Raw genomic sequence first — 17,097 nt, 5'->3', positions numbered from 1 at the left:
TCGCAATAAATTATGATGAATCACCACAAATTTAGCCACAAAAATCAAGTTTTCCGCCGCAGACCTAGCATTTTGACAAAAAGTTTATTTTTGTTCTTAGTTGCCAGTTCTACGTGCATCACAACCTTGCTGTGGGGACAATCTGCGGCGTTTTCCCAGCAACCAGTCTGCCCGAGTGGAGATGCTGCCAATTTCCCGTCGCCGCCGCTTTCGCAAACCGAAAAGAGTACGCCGAGTCTGTGGTTGGCTCAAAAACAGTTTGGCGGCAAATTGCTCGATCGCTGGTTTGTCGATCGCAGCAACACTTGGGTGATCGTCATCGTCAACCGCCAACTGTGGAGTTTGCTGGATTATATGGAACGCTATCAGTTTGTCTACCGCTTCGGCGCAGCTTCTAGTGAGTACGGTTACAACCTGCGAGTTTGCAACCGTCAGGGGACTGCTTTGGCGGTTTATGCGTGCAAGGGCGATCGATCGAGCTGTAAAATAGACTTAGAATCTCTCTCAAATCCCGGTCTTCGAGGCAAAATCAAAGCTTTTTAGTAGGGTGCGCCAGTAGCGAGTTGTGTTTTGGGCGATCGATAAATCAAGAGCTAAGGTATGTAGTTGCGCTTCAGCGCTCTTTCTTATATAGCGCTTCTCAGAAAGATTCGCGGACGTTGTTGGGATGCGAGCCCTCTTTGTCTGGGAAGTTATGTAAGCTGTCAGTCATACCTCATCTTTTTGAGAAAGGCTATACTTAACTTCTTACTATTTGCTCCTGAGATTTATGAAAGAGCGCTGAAGCGCAACTACGTACCTCAATACGTACTTAACTTTTTACTGCTTGTTTTTTAGATTTATGAAAGAGCGCTGAAGCGCAACTACGTACCTCAATACGTACTTAATTTTTTACTGCTTGCTCCTGAGATTTATGAAAGAGCGCTGAAGCGCAACTACGTACCTCAATACGTACTTAATTTTTTACTGCTTGCTCCTGAGATTTATGAAAGAGCGCTGAAGCGCAACTACGTACCTCAATACGTACTTAATTTTTTACTGCTTGCTCCTGAGATTTATGAAAGAGCGCTGAAGCGCAACAACGTACCTCAAAACGTACTTAACTTTTTACTGCTTGCTTTTTAGATCTATGAAGAGCGCTGAAGCGCAACTACGTACCTCAATACGTACTTAACTTCTTACTACTTGCTCCTGAGATTTATGAAAGAGCGCTGAAGCGCAACTACGTACCTCAACACGTACTTAACTTTTTACTACTTGTCGAATTTCTTGCCAAAGAGCTCGATATTGTGCAATCCCCGCATCCCCGAAAGGCAGCAGAAAGTCGCTGGCGGCAAGAATTTTAGCCTCCGGCAGCAACACGGGATTGCTGCGTACATCTGCGGGCAAAGTCTCGGGTTTCATGCCGACAATTATCGGCGAACTAGCCTTGGCCAGCAAAGATAATTGAGGTGCAATCTGAGGCTGCAAGCAAAAATTAATCCATTTTTCCGCTAACGAAACAGGCTTTTTTGATGCTGGTTGTACCCACAAATCCGTCCAAAGTGCAGTTCCAGAAGTGGGAATTACTACAGCAATATCGCTTTGAGTTTGCAGCAGCGGCAGCACGTCGCCAGATGAACCTACTGCCAACCAAGTATCACCTAAAATTAACGGTTGCAAGTAAGAATCGGAACTGTAAAGCTTAGCTTGCGCGTGCAGGTTGGCGAGTTCTTTTTTGAGGTTGGGAACTTTATCTAATTGCTGCGTGTTGTAGGATTTTCCGAGTTTTTTTAATGTTAAACCTATAACTTCTCTCGCGCTATCCGGTAGCGAAATTCGATCGCGCAATTCGACTCGCCACAAGTCACTCCAATCAGTCGGAGTCCACCCCAAAGCCTTAAATTTGTCGGTTCGATAGGCAATTACCGTACTTCCCCAGCGGTAAGGTGCAGCCCAAACTTGACCTTTGGCGTCTAATTGGCCGTCAGCGTTACGTCGGACGAGTTTTTGCCATCTTTCGGGCAATTGCGACCAATTAGCAACTTTAGCAGGATCGATCGGCTGAATCAATTTTTGCCGAATTGCCAAAGTCAGCCAATAATCTCCCAACATCACCAAGTCAGCTTGATTTTTGGCTTCCGGTGTCCGTTTCCACTCCTGTAACAGGGCGAATAATTCTTTTAATTGCCCTTCCTGCGTTACCTGCAACTGCGGAGACGGTTGTAAATCGCGACTAAATTTGCTTGCGAGTTGGGCGGGAATACCGTTTTTGAGCGATCGAATTTTGAGAGTGGGTTTCGAGTCGCAACCTGCCACCAGTTGACTTAAAGTTAGGGTAGCTGCGCCCAAGAGCAAAGACCTTCGTTTCACCTGTGAATCCGCTTTTCTAAATATTGACCGATGTTTTGTGTTCTGCGACCCGGGAAATAATTGTTTGTCGAGTCCGGTAGCCCGCACCGATTTGTCTTATTTCTTTTTCCAACACACAGCCATTGTACTCGCTTCTGTTGCGATCGGAGTCGGTGCTACTCTTGCCGTCAACTTACCAGAAAGAATTGGTTGAAAGCCCCCCGCCTTCGAGGGAGAAATTAAAATCAGACTGTTCATGACTCCCCTACTCTGACTTAAGGGTAGAGGTTGCCCTCAAGAGTCAACTGTCAACTGTCAACTGTCAACTGTTAAACGCCGGTCTTTCCGGGCGATCGCCTGTATCTGTGTTACATTCCTTAATATCAGGAAACCGCGAAAGCCCCACACTCTGCCGTTGGATGACGCTTTTTCCACAACCGAAGTGAAAAATTTCTTTTAAATCCGCAACAGTTTAATAACTACAAAACCCGGTTGCTGTCTCCATAACAATCTCAAGTCCCAAATCGAAAAATGGCAAATTGACTGCCGAGTCAATCTCACACTCCTGGAGGGACTCCCACTCTCAGAAGCCGAGTTTTTTTGTTTTTTTTAACTATGATTGAAGGTTTGAACAAAGTATAGGAGTTAACAAACCTCGTTTCAGAATCCAAGAAAATCTAAAATCTAAAATCTAAAATCCTCAACCTGAGTCTCTAAATCTAGCGTCAGGATTGGGAACACAACAATTACGTCAAAAATTAAATAATTTAGTGATAAATCCCAGTTATGTAAAGATTTCCCTAAAATGTAAAGATATAAGTTACTATCCCGAGGATGACTGTATGGAAGCGCTACGCCAGCAAGTTACAGCATTGACCCAACAAGTCGATGCTCTCTACAAACTCGTAGAAAACCTCAATGAAAAGTTATTGGAGTCCGCCAAGGAGACGAAGCTGGCCCAGCAGCATATGGACGATCGCTCCCTGACAGCAGGAAATCACAAAACCTCTCCCTATCAAAGCTACAGCAATCTCGACGGCATCCTCGGTCACAAGGACATACTGTTAGATGACAGCTACTTCGACAAGAATTCTCAAAGTCTGGAAAAAGAGCTGACTTCCGAAATTCAAATCCAGCGCCTAACAGCTCAGCTAACAGCGGCTTACAATCGAATTGCTGCCTTAGAAGAACAGTTGGTCGCCAAAAGAATGCACTCACACGTAGGCGGGTCTAATTAAATATTGCTGCTGGCGATCGGCATCGATCGAGAGAGAAAATACAACTTGGGTTGATTTATCCTCGTCTACTTATAGAGTCATTGAATAGAGTGTTTTTGTCTCGCACAATTCACAGTATGAATACTGCATCAAAGCGAGATATTGTGTAGAATATTCTGTAAATTTCAAAGCAAAAATGCTACAGAAAATGATATAATTATTCAGCCCAAACTAATGTATAGCAATCCTAAATGATTCATGAAGAGTTGTAGGGGTAGTGCCCCCGTGCCTACCCCTTATCTATCGGGGCAACCGGGCTCTTAAAGATTCCCTACAAGAATTATCCAAATGATGCGAGGATTGCTATAGTTGAGCAGCACAACGAGGTTTGCAGCTCGATCGCACATCTGAATTTTTCATATTTAATGCCTGAGATTCCGACACGCACGGAAAACGAAAAACCCGGTTTTAATATGTAATTTCACAGCGGGAGGCTAGGGCCTCCACAGCTTGCAGGAGTTGGGTTGGAGTCCAATTTACAGCTAAACCGCTGGCGATCGCACACGCGCCCGCACCCACACCTTCCTTCACATACCCGCGATCGTAAGCTTGCAATTGCGGGTAGCGAGAACTCGCAAAACTTAGCTGTGCAGCCAACAGAGGGACACCGCCGATATCCGAGGCGAGTCCTACAGTGTCCCCTGTGGGGTCTTCGGCTACCCAGCGCGTAGTCCCCACCGCGACTTGTTCGGGACGCCATAACAACTCATATTCCGTGGCTAAGGCTTGCATCAAAGCATACACTGCCAGCATTTGCGTGCCACCAGCCAAGAGTACCCCGCAAGTCCGACTCGCGGCGATCGCCATTGCAGCCGTCGCTATCTGCATCGGATCGCCCACCGCCGCTACCAAATCCAGGGGAGTGTTATTTTTTCTGCCGATTTCCCACCCAGCATTATTGAGTCCCGCTGTCACCGCAGCTAATTTTTGAGCGTGATTGCAGGTAGGGTGAGAACTATTAACCTTGCCCGCTGCTGCAAAACCCAAACCCATTAACACGCCCAAAGCAGTAGTCGTCCCGCCAACTACGCACTCCCCTAAAATTAAATAACTGCCATTAGTTTCGGCGGCCAATTTAGCACCCCAAATTAATCCTTCTTCCAGCAAATGTTTGACTGTTTCTAGTTCCAAAGCATTCCCAGAAGTAAGACACTTTGCCGCAGTACCGCCCAAATCAATTGCAGGTACGGGAGGTGGGAGGGGTAAACCTGCATTAAACAGGTAAAGGGGTATTTCCAAAGCTTCAACTGCGGCGCGAGATATTAGTACCGGTGAGGCACCCGCTTCTAGGGGCGGCAAGGGATACTGCGGCGAGGGTTGGGGGCCGTTATACAAAAATTCTGCATCGGCCAAACAAGTAAATTGTCGATCGCGCGGGGTTGCTCCTGCTGCCGAAATCCCCGGAATTAAGCCAGTTGCGGTGAATCCTAACACGCAGGCAAATATCGGTTTTTGTCCCCGATGGCGATCGAGCCACCGTTTGCCCCGTTCAATTTCTGTATAAACATGAATCATAAAATTAGTTATTAGTTATTAGTTATTAGTTATTAGTTATTTGTTATTTGTTATTTGTTATTTGTTATTTGTTATTTGTTATTTGTCACGCATTTAAATTGCATATTCAGGGCGAGACGCCCACCCTACGAGACGGCGAATTGTTTGTTGACATTCAACTTAAATGCACAACAGCTTATTTTTGATTTTTCTTATATTTGTTGTTATTTGTTGCTTCCCATGCCCCATCCCTCCGCTTCGCCCATGCCCCATGCCCCATGCCCCATGCCCCATGCCCTATAACTACTCCTCATAATCGATTAAAACTTGCACCCAGCGCGGCGGCCGCGGAATCGGATTTCCCAAACGATCTAACAGCAACAAAGCTACTAAATGCACTACAAATAAATAGACAATATTGTTAATCAAAATCATCCCAGCGGCGATCGCCCCAATTGTACTCAAACTCGGCACGCTCAGCCAGCCCAGCTTCACAAATACCCATTCCACAATCTCTGTTACCTGGGCGGTTACATAAACCCAGAGATCTTGACCCACCAAAGCTGACAGCAGCCAAAACTTAAAAAAGAACCCAACAGCACCAATTACCGCCCCCACACTAATAGAGACAGACCAACTCGCTTTGCGCCGCCAAAGTCCTCCCAGTGCAACTCCCATAATTCCAAAAGGAATCACGTATAAAATGCTCCGCGTTGGGCCCATGAGTACCGACAGCAGCAAACCGGAAACCAAAGCTGACATCCAAGCGGCTCTACTCCCCCAGCGCAGGTAAACCAGGGCTATGGGCACCGGGAAAAAAACCCGCAGCAACGGGCCCAGCGGAAAGTAATAATTTATCAGCCAAATCAAGCTAGCGGTACTTGCCAAAAATGCCGTTTCTACGAGCCTCAAAGGCGCTTCTCCAGAGGGGGGCGTTCCCGGCTCGGAATTTTTGCGATCGCCAGCCATTGCTGAAAAAGTGGCGGTTTGTGGCTCATTATTGGTACTGGGTGAACTGCCTGAATTAGACGCGGCATCTGCTGACAAAAAATCACTCATCCGATTTTAGATTTTAGATTTTAGATTTTAGATTTTAGATTTTAGATTTTACAGGACTTACGTGCTACACGTCTGATTCCTGATTTGAAATTTTCCGATTTTAGATTTTACAGGACTTACGTGCTACAAGTCTGATTCCTGATTTGAAATTTTCCGATTTTAGATTGTAGATTTTACAGGACTTGCGTGCTACAAATCTGAATTCCCGATTTTCCGATTTAAGATTTTACCAGAAAGAATAGGTTTAAAGCCGCAACTCTTCGAGGGAGAAATTAAAATCAGACGATTAATTACTCGAATCCTCAGACTTAAAGATAGAGGTCGCTTTTTTACTGTCAACTGTCAACTGTCAACTGTCAACTGTCAACTGTCAACTGTCAACTGTCAACTGTTGAATCCAATCTTCTTCCTTCTAGGTAGAGGTCGCCCTCAAGCGGTCAACTGTCAATTGTCAACTGAATAAAGTTTGATATTTTACGACACTGGCGGGCCATAAGATTAATTTCCGGTTTCACTATTTGGAGGCCTCGCCACCCAATTTAATATTTTTCGCACAAACCAGGTTTAGGTAGGAACGCCAGTCTTATTTTAGATTGATTTTCTCAGGAAAATTTTCAGCAGCATCATTTTTCAGCTTTGACTTCCTGAATTACAAATACCGAACAAGATGCGTGGTGAACGACATAATTGCTCACACTCCCGAGGAAAGCTTCTGTAAGCCCCGTGCGGCCGCGCCTCCCCACTACTATTAAATCTGCACCCCAAGTTTGGGCGTGTTCGCAGACACAATGCCCCGGATCGCCATCCATTTGGCAGTCAAATTCCACCTCCAATCCTTGTTTGGCTGCGACCTCGCTATAATTTTTCAGCAAACCCTCAGACTGTTTTACCTCCCTTTCCAGCCGCAAACGTTGAGCTTGATAAGCTTGATCCATTAACTCGGCATTCAAGCCCAAATCTACCGGAATTGGCACTGCCGTCTCGCCCAGCGAGTTGACAGTAACGCAGTGAAATAGCATCATCTTAGCTCGATCGATCGAGGCTAATTCTAAGGCTTGACTGAAGACGCGACGGCCAAGTTCAGAATCATCGACGGCGGCGAAAATTTTCTTAAAACTCACAGCTTTACCTCTGGCGGGAAATCATCAATATCCGTTAGTTAACAGAGAGTGCTGTTGAATGAGATTCAAATTAACAATCTCTGATACTTCTAGACTAACAGACGTTCCAAGGCGTGTAGGTCGGGAATGCACAAAACGTCACGTTCGCGCTGAATAGTTCCTTTTTTTTCCAGCTTGCTCAGCACTCGCGTTACCGTTTCCCGAGCCAGCCCGCTGAGGCTACTTAATTCTCTGTGCGGCAGGTTGGGAATTTCTGTACCTCCACTGGACATTTTTTTCCCTTGCCCCTCTGCCAAAAATAATAGAATATCTGCTACTCGCGAGGTACTGTCAGACTCTCGCAAACGCAGGCGGCGGTTGACTTGTCGCAGGCGGCGGGCCATCAGTTGAGCTAGCCGAATGCCTGCGAGGGGCTCGGTATGAATGAGTTGCACAAAATCTTGAGCTGGCATATTGCCGATCAGTGTCGGGGCTAGGGTGATGACATCTGTCGATCGCGGTGCTTCTTCGATCGCTGCCATTTCCCCGAACAGTTCTCCTTTCCCTAAAATATTCAGCGTTACTTCTTTTCCGTCTAGATTGTAGGTGCGAATTTTCACCCAACCATCCAATATAAAATACACTGATGTTCCCCAGTCATTTTCTAGTAAAATCACTTGATTCGACGGATGACTGCGGGTAACGATGTGGACAGTTGCTCTCTCGATTACAGGGTCAGGCAAACCTGCAAAAAAAGGAGTAGAAACTATCAATTGATTTATATTTGACTGCGGATCTCGGGCGTTAAAGCGGTCTTCCATGAGGCCATCATCTTAATTTATGCGCTTGAGCTGCGCTGGGCAGTTAGAAATAGCTTGCAGCCGAGTCATTCGAGCGATTTGAGATTCAAGCATTTGAGGAACAAGGATCTAAAAATCGGCAATTTTTCCTCTAAAGTTTTGCGGTCAAAGGTCGAATATGGGAATTATTGACGCGATCCCCGGCATAAATGCGCGGGAATTCTCAAAGGTTGCATTCCGGTGCGATCGCATCCACACCTTCACGCTTTCTTCTTCCTGTCTCTTAGGCTCTTAACTAGACCGTTTCCGGTCCCCGTCAGACCGCCTCCACAGGCAATTTCTTTAATGTCTACGAAGCGTCCCTCCGCCGACAATCCTTGAAAACCGAATAACTTGAGCGGCTGCTACATCTCGATGTGTTGTATACCCACACTCAGGGCAATTATGCACTCGTTCGTTAAGTGCTTTCTTGCCAGTGTGACGATCGCAATTCGGACAAACCTGAGAAGTGTAATCCTTGTTTACCTTCTCAAAATGTACTCCCCGTTTCCAGCACACCCACGACAGAATCGCGATGAATTGACCGAAACCAGCATCTAAGGTGTGTTTGCCAAACCTACCTTTTGCCCAGACTCGAAAATCGATATCTTCAACAAATATCATTCCCGCATCTAGAGCTAGGTCATGAGCTAATTTAAACTGCCAATCTTTTCTGGTATCAGTAACACGCTGATGCAGCCTAGCAATTTTTCTATTCAACTTATGACGGTTGTTAGAGCCTTTCTTCTTGTTCTTGAGCCGACGTTGCAGCAATTTAAGCTTGCGGTGTTCGATCTTGAGAAACTTAGGACGTTTAACTAATTTGCCTTCAGAAGTTGCTAAAAATTGGTCTAAACCTAGATCTATGCCAACGGGGAATCCCTGTGCAACGGGTTGAGGAACATTAACATCACATTCTAAGAAAAGTATGACGAAATATCCACTAGCCTTCCGGACAATTTGAGCTTGCTCGATCGCAAACCCATTAGGAATCTCTCTTGATTTAATGAATTCAACAATGCCTAACTGTGGGAGTTTAATAGTATTTCCTTGGAGGCAATTTTTGAGCATTTGGGGAAATACAAACGACCGCATTCGGTATTTATTCTTAAATCTTGGGAATCCCATTCCCTTACGTTTCATGTCTAGGAAGGCTGTTTCCAGCTTTCTTAACACCTGTTGAAGCATCTTTTTGCGTTAACCGTTTTAAGTTCGGGAAACAACTCTTTAGCTTTGGTTAGCTCCGCTGCCTGATTGTAATAATTTGGGTAGGGAGCATCAGCCGGAATAATGTACTCGCGAGCGATCGAGCAAGCATTAATCGGACATTTACGAGAGTTAATCCAGTCTTTACGTTCTCTCAATGCGTAGTTCCAAACCTTACGACAAATTACCAGAGTTATTTCGATTTGAGAAATTTGCTTCTGTGTCGGCTTTAGTTTGTACTCGTAACTGAGATTTAGCATGATTCTTGACTAGCTCTACAAAATATTATATCATTTTGTAGATACTATGACAATAACGAAATCTCACTCTTGTCACTGGCATTGCCTTAGCCTCCTGTTAGCTTTCATGTCCGTCTTGAAAGGACGGGGTTCTCAGCATATTTTTTATAGCCTCAAGCTCTGATTGGGAGCTAGAAACTAAAGACTATACCATAATTGTTTAGATACATACCGCCGAGTAAATTTTATTAACAAAATTTTAGCAGCGCAGCAAGGGACTGAGCGATCGAGTTAGCGAAGACAATGACTTCGCGATGACAAGCTTAACACTGCTGAGAGATTTGTTGTCAGCAGGCCCGACAGTCGATCGGCTAGCGGAAGCACAAGTCCGCCAACGGGACAGACAGCGACCACATCCGATTGCAACTCTCTGGAACCAGTCAAATGTCAGCACTACCAAGAAAATCCACACCAATTCCCAGTCTAAAGGTTGGCACTCTTGGCAACCGAAACCGACGCAGTTTCGAGCAATTTTTTATGCTACCCCGAGATTATTGTACCATTAATCTCTAGCCATGAACACAGATCGAAAGCTATCATGAAAGGTTGCTCAAATCGACTGCATGGGGACAAGCCTGAATCCGAGAATCCCAAATCGCAGATTGTTTGAGGTTTTTCACAAGTCTGTGAAAGATGGAAACAAAAATTTACCCCATTACCTGAGGAGAGACTGGCACCCAGCCACCGACGCCAACTCCGGGTTATGGGTGAGGCACTGGCAGTTCGCGCGCGACTATCCGTCTTCGGGTATAGCCTGTGTGTGTCCGGAAACCAGGAAAGCAGTCGCAGAATTTGAGAGGACTTGCAGTCAACAGAAGCGGGCATTTGATGCGGAAGTACCGCCTAACCTATCATGGCAATAGAAGTCAACCGAAGGCAAAAGCAAAAGGTTGACATACAGTAGTTGATTTTCTAACAATCATTCACATATGCTGCCAGATGCAGTATCTTTGGTGAATGGCATACATACCACTTAGAAAAGCAGTCGAATTCCTAGGCTTGCATCCAAACACCTTGAGGAAGTACGCAGATGAAGGACAGATTAAATCAATCAAAAATGGAGCAGGGCAGCGCCTCTACGACGTTGAGTCTTACCAATCCAATGGAAAAATCTGTTCAGTCATCTGCTACTGTCGAGTCAGTAGTGCCAAGCAAAAAGATGACCTTGCTAGACAAGTCGAATTCATGCGACAGCGATACCCAGACTCGGAAATCATCCAAGACATTGGCTCTGGACTTAACTTCAAAAGAAAAGGACTGCAAGCCTTACTGGTCAGATTTATGCGCGGGGATAAGCTCACGGTTGTTGTTACCTGTCGAGACAGATTGTGCAGATTCGGATTTGAACTTTTCGAGTTCATGGCAAAACAAAACGGTGGAGAAATCGTGGTTCTCTCAAATCCTGTTCACGCGAGCGAATCCGAACTTACAGCCGATCTTCTTGCCATCCTTCACGTCTTTAGTTGCCGAATGCACGGCCTCAGAATCTACAGCCAGAAAATCAAAGAAGATCCGACTATTCCTAAGCCCTGAACAAAAGGCAATACTCAAGCAATGGTTGGGAGTTAGTCGTTATGTCTACAACACAACTATCAAATACTTGCAGCAACCAGGCACCAAAGCCAATTGGATGTCAATTAAAACGCAAATACTCAATGGGCTGCCTGATTGGGCAAAACCAGTACCGTTTCAAATAAAATCTATTGCCATTAAAGATGCTTGTGTGGCTGTCAAAAAAGCCAAAGCAGATTTCAAGAAAACTGGAAAGATTTGTAGTTGCAAATTTCGCAGTCGAAAAAATACAAAACAGTCTATTTGTATTCCGAAGTCCGCCATTGGGACGCAAGGAATTTATTACACAAAATTGGGTCAGTCAAAGCTGAAAGAGGCATTACCCAAAGACTTCAGCGACGGACAATTAACCCTTGCCTATGGCGAGTATTACATTGTTGTATCTGAAGAAGTGCAACCACGTCAGACCGACAACCAAGGTCGCGTGGTTGCCTTAGACCCCGGTGTTAGAACGTTCATGACTTTCTTTTCTGAGTCTTCCTATGGATGGCTGGGAAATGATTCTAATCTTTGGATTCAAAAGTTGTGTTTCCGCGTCGATAAGTTGAGTTCAAGAATGAGTCAAGCCTCTAGCAGACAACGCAAAAAATTCAAGAAAGCAGCGGACAGATTGAAGTCTAGGATTCAACATCTTGTCAAAGAGTTGCATCAGAAGATTGCTAAGTTTTTAGTTGATAATTTTGACGCGATCTTACTTCCATCATTTGAGTCTTCTCAGATGGTGAGCAAGTCACGTCGCAAGATTCGCTCTAAAACTGTTCGTCAAATGCTGACTTTGAGTCATTATCAGTTCAAAAAGCATCTAGAGTGGAAAGCTTGGGAGCAGGGCAAAGTTGCTTTAACTTCTATTAATGAAGCCTACACTTCAAAGACTGTTTCATGGACTGGAGAGGTCAAAAAGATTGGTGGTAGCAGAACGATTAAAGATTCTGATGGGAATCAGATGAACCGGGATCTAAATGGTGCTCGTGGGATCTTCCTTCGGGCATTGGTTGATACGCCTTGGTTACACAGCTTTTTGGCTGTTTAGCTTGTGTGTTTGTTAGTAAATATTAGCAAAAAAGTATCGGTTAATTCAAAGTTGTCAGCAAATATTAGTCAATTATTGACCGACTCGCATTCAGATGATTCTATCTATTGGCATAGCTGCCGCCTGATTTCAATCTTTTTTCAATTAAAATTTCTCTCTAGCCGCATTCCCAGAGGTTCCGCCCTTGAATTCTCAGAAGTACAAAATTCAAGCACTGATTGCTGAGATTGATGAGGTACTCAGCAAGCCCGCACCCCGCTTGCCTTGGACGGGTTCGATCGATACTGTCCACCAGCGCCAGCTTTTAGAGCGAGTTCGCACTTATCTGGTTTCCTCGGAGTCAAAGGTAACTGCCCGCAAGGGGCCCGCCAGCCCAACTGTCCGCCCGGAACCAGTTCCAGTACCCAAAATGCCCCCGAGGATCGATCGCCCCTCAGCAACAGAGCAAATTATGCTTGCCGTCACCGAGGAAATCACCAACCTGCGATCGGGTTTGACGGGGCCGCTCCAAGAAGAAATAGTAGCTCTGCGACAAGAGCAACAAGCCCTCATTCAAGAAATCAAACAGCTAGAAGCAAAACGGCAGCAACAACAATCCCTAGCTCAGCAACAAGCAAACCAACAGCAAATCATTTCTGAATTCTTGCAGGTACTGACGGGGCGCTTGGAAGAAACTTTGGATCGCGATTTATCCCAAATTTTGGGCGGCCTAGAAAATCAATTATTACCAAGCACTGGCGCACAATCGCAGCAATCGGCTTTAACCGCACAAACCTCAGAAGAACTCCCGCTGCTAACACCGGCTCAGAGATTGGAGCAAATGCAACGGTTCCAAGCTAGTGCTGACAGTCTGCTGATGAGGCTCGATTCTACGATGGGTATTGTGTTCGAGGCTTTGGAAGCAAATCTGCAAAGCTATCAAGCTTCCTTGTCCCAAGGACTTGAAAATATGCATGGTTTGAGCCAGCAGAGCGAGGCAATGTTCGCGACTTTTGTCAATCACTTGGTCGCACAGTTGGGACGAGAAGCCTCTTCCTACGTGCAGCAGCCGATCGCCCTGGCAAATGTCGAAACAGGATCCCCAACCGCATCCGATCGCTCTGTTGCTACTGGTGGCTTCTCAAATACCAAGATTCACTCATCAGCCGATGCCGAAAGTGAAGAGCACAGTGGCGAACTCGGAGAACAAGACAGATTGCCCTACGCCGGGACAGAAATTTCTTCGCAATTCGGAAAGTTGAGGCGCGATCGCGATCGCATTGAAACCCCTCTCTCGCTCCCGGATTTGGAAGATAATTTGTTCGGTTCTTCACCGGAAATCCCTCCACAGGTAACTCGCTTTTCGGGTGCTGATTCGGAAAATTTATTAGCAGAAAATGACGAAAATATTGAGGATTTGTACGCTAGTTTGTTCGCGGGAGAAACAGTCGCAGAACTAGAATTAGAACTGGAAGATTTTACGATCGAAAATACGGAAAGTTCTGCCGCCACAGAAGCGGTACCATCTCCACCAGTGGCAGAGCGTGAAACTACAGAACCCCTAAATTCTGCGGAAGATTTGTTTGCAAATCTACTGGATGAAGGCGAATCGCTGGAAGATGTTCTAGCAGATGAAGATTCAGAATTTGCAATCGGTAATTCTGTAGAGACTCTAACTTTAGATACTGAAGATTTATTTGAACCGCAAGTTACAACAGTAGCTGAAGTTTCAGCACCGTCAGCCTTAAGTTCGATCGAGCCGCAACTTGATTTGGACGATCGAGAAAATCTAGAAATGGCTCAAAACCTAGGCGAGCATTTCGACACTGCTGCTGTGCCGGGGCCACATCCTGAGCCTCATCCCCCGACTGCGAGCGCGGGCGATCGAATTAGCTCGAACCAACCCAGGAACCCCCGCGTACCCAGTGCCCGTGATGTTCAAACTGGAGATTTTGGAAGCTCGTCCCAAGGGCTCAACGATGTTTACATCCAAGCTTCGCCGGAGGAGGATTTGCTGCCGGTTGAGGCATTAGAAGATGACCTCGATCGAGCTCTCAAGTTGGATGTGAGTACGATGGAACTGTTGGAGGCAGACCTCTACAATCTCGAGGGTTCGGATCGTAATGCTCCAAGGCGATCGACTTCAAGTGCTTCTAACAACTTGGATTTATTGGCGAGTTCCCCCGACGACGGTGCAGACAATCCCTTTGCGGAAGTGGCGGAGGAAGAACTCGGATCGCTGGAGGATTTGTTCTCCGATGAGTTGGAACTTTCATCTGAAGATGAACCCTTTGTTTTGGAGGATGAACTTGAGGATGATTTGTTTGCTGGTGAAGATGAATCGAATTTGACGCTAGACGAGATTTTGGCGAGTTTGAAGGATACCGATCCAGAAGTGGCCCAAACTCCGGAAACCGAGGAACTGCCGTCAAATCCTCCAAAAAGTCAAAAAAAAAACCTAATTTCCAGACAGAGTAAAGCCGGGGTTGTTGAGGAGATAACCGAATCTAGGGAATTTGGTGTTGGGCAGCAGCAAGAGTCAGCGCTGCATTCTGTTCCAGGTGCGATCGCCCCTTCATCCTCTCCATCCCAAAAACGCCCGAATTCTCGCTGGTATTTGGGCCTTGATTTTGGTTCCAGCGGGCTGTCGGCGGCTTTGCTCGATCGCGCCAGCGGCCAGTTGCACCCAATTTACTGGGAAACAGCCCAGGCTGAGGTTTCCGCAGCCAGCGCCAGCTTTCGGATTCCCTCAGTCGCGGCGATCGAGGAAACAGCCCCAACCGCCACCAGTGGCCCGCAGGTGACAGTCAAGTCGGTGGGATCCCCGCAGTTGGATTTGCGTGCGGGAGAATTTTTATTGCAAAATTTTAAATTGCCTTTAAAGGTGGGCATTCCTTATCAGCGGGAAGCTGGTGGGATGTACGAACCGCTGTTGCAGTGGTCATCCGATCTGGCTGTGTCGATCGCCCTACCGCTGCACGCTGTGCGGGCGCTGCTGGCTACTTTGAATCGAAAGCACCAGGGGCAAAAATTTCGCACATCGCCGGAAGTTGTGGATTTTGCCAGCCCGGAGGCGAATTCTGCTCTATTGCCAATTTCCCATTTAATCTGTAAAGCTTCGGGACTGACGCCAGAAACTCTGGATGCGGCGCTGCAAGACTTGCAGGGTGTGATTTTGGGGACTCCAGCGAGCTGGTCTCAGGCCTATGGGTTTAACCTGCGGGAGGCTGTTTTGGGCGCGGATCTGGTGGCTTCGGGGGCGCAAATTTTTGTGGTTCCCGATGCGATCGCCACTTTGGTTGCTGCTGTAACTCCTATGAAAAATGCCACAGGAGAGCAATCTGCGGCGGTGGATACTATTGAAAGCTCCCTTGCAGAAGCTGCACCGCTAACTGTCAATGCTTCCTCTTTTAGTGGGGGAACTTTGATTGTGAATGCGGGGGCTGCCACGGTGGAATTAGCTGTAGTTGAGTTGCCGGAAAATCTTCAAAATTTAACTCGTGCTGATTTTACTTGCCAAAGTTTTGATGCGGCTGGCAATGCTTTCGATCAGGATATTATTTGTCAGTTGTTGGCTAAGAATGAAACTTGGGGAATGTCGATCGATTTGCCGCGTCCTGGTCATCCAGATTTACCGAGTCGCTATCAATTGCAGCAGCGGTTGCAAGCTTCAGATTTTGGCCTGCAATTGTTAGAGGTGGCAAGGCATTTGAAAGTTATTTTGCAACATCAAGAAACTTTTGCTTTTGATATTGACCAGCAGCATTGGGAAGTGAAGCGTCGAGATTTAGAAAGTTTGGTTTTAGTGCCTTTTGTACAGCAGTTGAATCGTGAATTGAATGCTTTACTCAGCCGTGCGGGAATGTCGCCGGCGGGAATCAATCAGGCGATTTGTACTGGGGGCATGGGTGGTTGGCCTGCGATCGCCCGCTGGTTGCGGCAAAAGCTGCCGAATGCGATCGTGGTTCAAGATCGCGAATTGGAGAGCGATCGAGATATTTCGGAAATTTACAATTTCGCCTCAAATTCCGTATTTCAAAGCACAAACTCTTCAAAAAAAAGCGGTCAAGTTGCCTGCGGGTTGGCAAGTTTAGCTCTCTATCCTCAAATTTTGGATGTGCGACAGCAACAGTACAGCGACTTTTTTCTGCTGTGGGAATTAATGCAGATTTTGGGCCCAAAAACTCTGAGCTTTGAGGAAATTTTGCAGTTGCTCGAACGCCAGGGCGTGAACACCCGCACCTGCGAGCCCCGAATTCTGGGGATTTTGGAAGGAAGATTGCCGGCGGGGCTTTTGCCAGAGGAGGAAGATTTTATGCTGCTAGCCGAGGAGTCGAGGCAAAATCCGGATTGGCAAGCAATTTTGGCGGAGCCGCTTTTCTTTGAAGATGTTTCGCGGGGTTATCGTTTGAATGTGGAACACGCCTCTGTTGTTCGCGAATATTTAGGCAAACTTGCCTCTAGCAGCCAGCAAAAATTGTTGGAGCCACTAACAATTGCTTGGGATATTCCCACGGATATCGATCGGTAAACAGTTGACAGTTGACAGTTGACAGTTGACAGTTGACAGCTTGACCGAAGGAGAGCGACCTCTACCTAGAAGTCCGAGGATTGGAGTAATGAATAGTCTGATTTTATTTTCTCCCTCGAAGGCTTGCTTGGGGCTTTCAACCGATTCTTTCTGGTAAACTGCAAAAAACCGGTTTTCTGAGGCGAATTCTCCTTTTCTTCCCGAATATTGCTTATAAAAACCGGGTTTGTGGCGCTCAAAAACTCACTTTTTTTGTTGAATCTAGTTAATTTTACCTAAAATTTATACATTTTTAAAATAAATATACAGAAACTTTATAAAAGAGTAGCAGCTTTTTAAAGATTGTGCAAAGCCCTGGAGTTCCTCTTCTCGCGATCGGG

14 protein-coding genes are annotated in these 17,097 nt (G+C 46.2%); 6 read left to right on the top strand and 8 right to left on the bottom strand.

The genetic code is table 11. From position 1 onward, the window contains the following. Positions 1-12 precede the first annotated feature (12 nt). A complete protein-coding gene (locus tag QZW82_RS21130) occupies positions 13-543 on the top strand; it encodes a hypothetical protein (protein ID WP_293152318.1) in 531 nt (176 codons plus the stop codon). Between the two features lie 699 nt (positions 544-1,242). Here the strand turns inward: QZW82_RS21130 and QZW82_RS21125 are convergent. Next, the gene (locus QZW82_RS21125; protein ID WP_293152315.1) at positions 1,243-2,352 is read right to left on the bottom strand and encodes an extracellular solute-binding protein; all 1,110 of its coding nucleotides are present in this window, start codon (positions 2,350-2,352) and stop codon (positions 1,243-1,245) included. A gap of 96 nt (positions 2,353-2,448) precedes the next feature. Next, the gene (locus QZW82_RS21120) at positions 2,449-2,589 is read right to left on the bottom strand and encodes a hypothetical protein (RefSeq protein ID WP_293152312.1); all 141 of its coding nucleotides are present in this window, start codon (positions 2,587-2,589) and stop codon (positions 2,449-2,451) included. A 584-nt stretch (positions 2,590-3,173) separates the two neighbouring features. Here QZW82_RS21120 and QZW82_RS21115 point away from each other — a divergent pair. Then, positions 3,174-3,569 (top strand): hypothetical protein, encoded by a 396-nt coding sequence (locus QZW82_RS21115; RefSeq protein ID WP_293152309.1) that lies wholly within the window; start codon positions 3,174-3,176, stop codon positions 3,567-3,569. Positions 3,570-4,016: 447 nt separating this feature from the next. Here QZW82_RS21115 and cobT read toward each other — a convergent pair whose 3' ends face one another. From cobT to QZW82_RS32295, 6 genes are all read right to left on the bottom strand, one after another. Further along, entirely contained in the window at positions 4,017-5,123 is a 1,107-nt protein-coding gene (gene cobT / locus QZW82_RS21110; RefSeq protein ID WP_293152306.1) for a nicotinate mononucleotide-dependent phosphoribosyltransferase CobT, read from the bottom strand. A 282-nt stretch (positions 5,124-5,405) separates the two neighbouring features. Beyond that, on the bottom strand, positions 5,406-6,161 hold the full coding sequence (locus QZW82_RS21105; protein ID WP_293152303.1) for a DUF2232 domain-containing protein: 756 nt from the start codon (positions 6,159-6,161) through the stop codon (positions 5,406-5,408). 623 nt (positions 6,162-6,784) lie between these two features. Continuing rightward, on the bottom strand, positions 6,785-7,282 hold the full coding sequence (locus tag QZW82_RS21100) for a universal stress protein (protein ID WP_293152300.1): 498 nt from the start codon (positions 7,280-7,282) through the stop codon (positions 6,785-6,787). 89 nt (positions 7,283-7,371) lie between these two features. Next, a complete protein-coding gene (locus tag QZW82_RS21095; protein ID WP_293152297.1) occupies positions 7,372-8,082 on the bottom strand; it encodes a Crp/Fnr family transcriptional regulator in 711 nt (236 codons plus the stop codon). 321 nt (positions 8,083-8,403) lie between these two features. Continuing rightward, the gene (locus QZW82_RS21090) at positions 8,404-9,288 is read right to left on the bottom strand and encodes a transposase (RefSeq protein WP_366665065.1); all 885 of its coding nucleotides are present in this window, start codon (positions 9,286-9,288) and stop codon (positions 8,404-8,406) included. After that, positions 9,270-9,566, bottom strand: a complete 297-nt coding sequence (locus tag QZW82_RS32295; RefSeq protein WP_363318765.1) for a helix-turn-helix domain-containing protein — start codon at positions 9,564-9,566, stop codon at positions 9,270-9,272. The genes QZW82_RS21090 and QZW82_RS32295 overlap by 19 nt, the downstream gene beginning before the upstream one ends. A gap of 293 nt (positions 9,567-9,859) precedes the next feature. Here QZW82_RS32295 and QZW82_RS21085 point away from each other — a divergent pair, with 293 nt between their 5' ends. The 4 genes from QZW82_RS21085 to QZW82_RS21070 all read left to right on the top strand — a co-directional run bounded on the left by QZW82_RS21085 (position 9,860) and on the right by QZW82_RS21070 (position 16,717). Continuing rightward, a complete protein-coding gene (locus QZW82_RS21085; protein ID WP_293152291.1) occupies positions 9,860-10,111 on the top strand; it encodes a hypothetical protein in 252 nt (83 codons plus the stop codon). Positions 10,112-10,562: 451 nt separating this feature from the next. Further along, the gene (locus QZW82_RS21080) at positions 10,563-11,138 is read left to right on the top strand and encodes an IS607 family transposase (RefSeq protein ID WP_293152287.1); all 576 of its coding nucleotides are present in this window, start codon (positions 10,563-10,565) and stop codon (positions 11,136-11,138) included. Continuing rightward, on the top strand, positions 11,047-12,207 hold the full coding sequence (locus tag QZW82_RS21075; RefSeq protein WP_293152427.1) for a transposase: 1,161 nt from the start codon (positions 11,047-11,049) through the stop codon (positions 12,205-12,207). The genes QZW82_RS21080 and QZW82_RS21075 overlap by 92 nt, the downstream gene beginning before the upstream one ends. 184 nt (positions 12,208-12,391) lie before the next feature. Continuing rightward, positions 12,392-16,717 carry a hypothetical protein gene (locus tag QZW82_RS21070; protein ID WP_293152284.1) on the top strand — a complete coding sequence of 1,442 codons (4,326 nt, stop codon included), beginning with the start codon at positions 12,392-12,394 and terminating at the stop codon, positions 16,715-16,717. Positions 16,718-17,097 lie beyond the last annotated feature (380 nt).

It is taken from the genome of Microcoleus sp. bin48.metabat.b7b8b9.023 (genome assembly GCF_013299185.1).
Taxonomy (GTDB): domain Bacteria; phylum Cyanobacteriota; class Cyanobacteriia; order Cyanobacteriales; family Microcoleaceae; genus Microcoleus.
The sequence above is the reverse complement of the archived record's forward strand: the minus strand, read 5'-3'. Positions and strand labels throughout refer to the sequence as shown.